Origin of the sequence: Altericroceibacterium endophyticum (assembly GCF_009827595.1) — a bacterium.
Classification (GTDB): Bacteria; Pseudomonadota; Alphaproteobacteria; order Sphingomonadales; family Sphingomonadaceae; genus Altericroceibacterium; species Altericroceibacterium endophyticum.
Genome location: NZ_WTYT01000012.1, coordinates 1 through 2,148 on the forward strand (window position 1 = coordinate 1; position 2,148 = coordinate 2,148).

The window sequence follows — 2,148 nt, forward strand, 5'->3', positions numbered from 1 at the left end:
GCGCCCTAATTTCGGACGTCCGAGCTCTGCCAGAGAATGCCCGAAAGCGGACCGGCAGCTATTCGCCGAGAGCCACGACCGCCTATGTCCGACTATGGGTGGTTTTGCGACAGGCAGGTGTCGGTGAGGCGAGTGGTGATAGCTCCCATTATTCCAGGTCAACGGCTTGCCGGATGGTTGAGCAAGTGCGAAATTGTTCGACACCGCAAACTGGATGCTGGTGAGTAGCGTGCAAAAAGGTCTACTTGCGCGGCAGCAAGCCCAGCAGTGTTGCGGCGAAGGCACTGTGCAGAGCGTCGCAGGGTTCCATGTGAAGTGCGCCCAACGCCGGTTCTTCTGCGTAAGCAGCGACAAGACTTGCTGGCGGCGGAGCGTAGGCCGCCAGAGCGCCCGCTGAGAGGAGGCTCAATAGACAGAAGAATTGTGCGCGTTCCCCGAGCTCGGGCACATGACGACGCAAGAGTTCGGACATATCGGCAACCTTGGCAAGCGAGGACCGCTTGTGCGCCTTGACCACCTCGACCGAAACATTGTGTTCCAGTACACCGCCCTGAGCGCCGAACAGATCGCACATGACCTTCTGGGCTGCCAGCGATTGGCTTAGAATGCGGGCAAGCAGATCCGCGCGCTCTTCCAGTGCTGCGTGCGGATCAATGCCTGCCTCAAGCTCTTGGGCCAGTGCGGCGAGCCATGTCCCCAGGAAGTCGTCGAGAAGCACGAGCAGCACTGCCTCGCGGGACTCGAAATATCGCAAAACGTTGGACTTCGCCAAGCCCACCCGTCGGCTGAGTTCGTTCAGGCTTAGGTCTGCCACCGGCATTTCGCTGAGCATTGCAGCGGCCGTGTCCAGGATCGCCCGGCGGCGAATTCCCCGTTGCTCCTCATTTCGCGCCCGTTGGAAAGTCACGCCGCATCCTCTCTTTATAGACCGTCGGTCTGTTGACATCAGACCGGTGGTCCCTTACATGCAGATTAACAGACCAGCGGGATTATTGGAAGTGGTATGACGATGCACTGGAACAAGCTCGAAATTCCCGAACAGAATGGGCGAGTGGCGATCGTGACCGGAGGAAACACCGGCCTGGGATTCGAAACCGCGCGGATGTTGGCTGAAAACGGGGCAGCCGTGATTCTGGCGGTCCGGGACATCGAGAAAGGCAGGCAGGCGGCAGCGCGCATCGCTGGTAACGTCACCGTCCAGGTACTTGATCTTGCCTCCCTGGCTTCCATCCACTCCGCAGCGGCCGACATCCGCGACGCCTACCCCCGTATAGATCTTCTCATCAACAACGCCGGGATCATGTACACACCGAAGTCTACCACCGCTGATGGCTTCGAATTGCAGTTCGGCACCAACCATCTTGGCCACTTCGCTCTTACCGGCCTGCTGCTGGACCGGATGCTGCCCGTTCCCGGCTCACGGGTCGTCATGATCAGTAGCACCGGCCACCGAATCCAGGCGAGCATTCACTTTGATGATCTGCAGTGGGAGCGATCGTACAGCCGCGCAGGCGCCTATGGTCAGTCCAAGCTTGCCAACTTAATGTTCACCTACGAGTTGCAGCGTCGCCTGGCATCCCTTGGCACTACGATTGCCGTGGCTGCCCATCCGGGCATTGCAAATACGGACCTTATCCGAGACCTTCCCGCCTTGTTTCGTCGCCTGATCGTTCCGATCGCGTCACGGATTACGCAAACGGCCGAAATGGGTGCCCTGCCTACGTTGCGGGCTGCCACCGATCCGGCCGTCTTGGGAGGACAATATTACGGCCCCGCAGGTTGGGGGGAGGTGCGTGGATTTCCCAAGCTGGTCACTTCCAGCGCGCAATCGTACAATCAGGCCATTCAGCAGCACCTCTGGGCCATCTCCGAAGACCTCACCGGAGTAAAGTTTCCAGCAGCGTGAGGGGATGGCGAGCGATTTTGCCAGCTTCCGCTCGTGTCTTGGCGTTTGTCGTGCCTTGTTTCCAACGTGATAGGGCGCTCCCGACCACGTCTTGTCGTCGGCGAAAAAAGGCAAGCAAGCTGTTTAAGTGACAGGTTTCTGCCTGGCGTGCCGATCGCCTGAATAGCTGCCGTTGGGTCGTTTCTCGAAGGGCTGCTTTTTGCCTTTGTCGCGCTAGAAGCTGACATTCTGCTACCGGCCCA

At 59.2% G+C, this 2,148-nt stretch carries 2 protein-coding genes; one reads left to right on the plus strand and one right to left on the minus strand.

Translation table 11 applies throughout. The features are described 5' to 3' along the window. Positions 1–241: 241 nt before the first annotated feature. Entirely contained in the window at positions 242–946 is a 705-nt protein-coding gene (locus GRI91_RS15800; RefSeq protein ID WP_272917866.1) for a TetR/AcrR family transcriptional regulator, read from the minus strand. 57 nt (positions 947–1,003) lie between these two features. Here GRI91_RS15800 and GRI91_RS15805 point away from each other — a divergent pair, with 57 nt between their 5' ends. Continuing rightward, on the plus strand, positions 1,004–1,906 hold the full coding sequence (locus GRI91_RS15805; RefSeq protein ID WP_160737675.1) for an SDR family NAD(P)-dependent oxidoreductase: 903 nt from the start codon (positions 1,004–1,006) through the stop codon (positions 1,904–1,906). Positions 1,907–2,148: the final 242 nt, after the last annotated feature.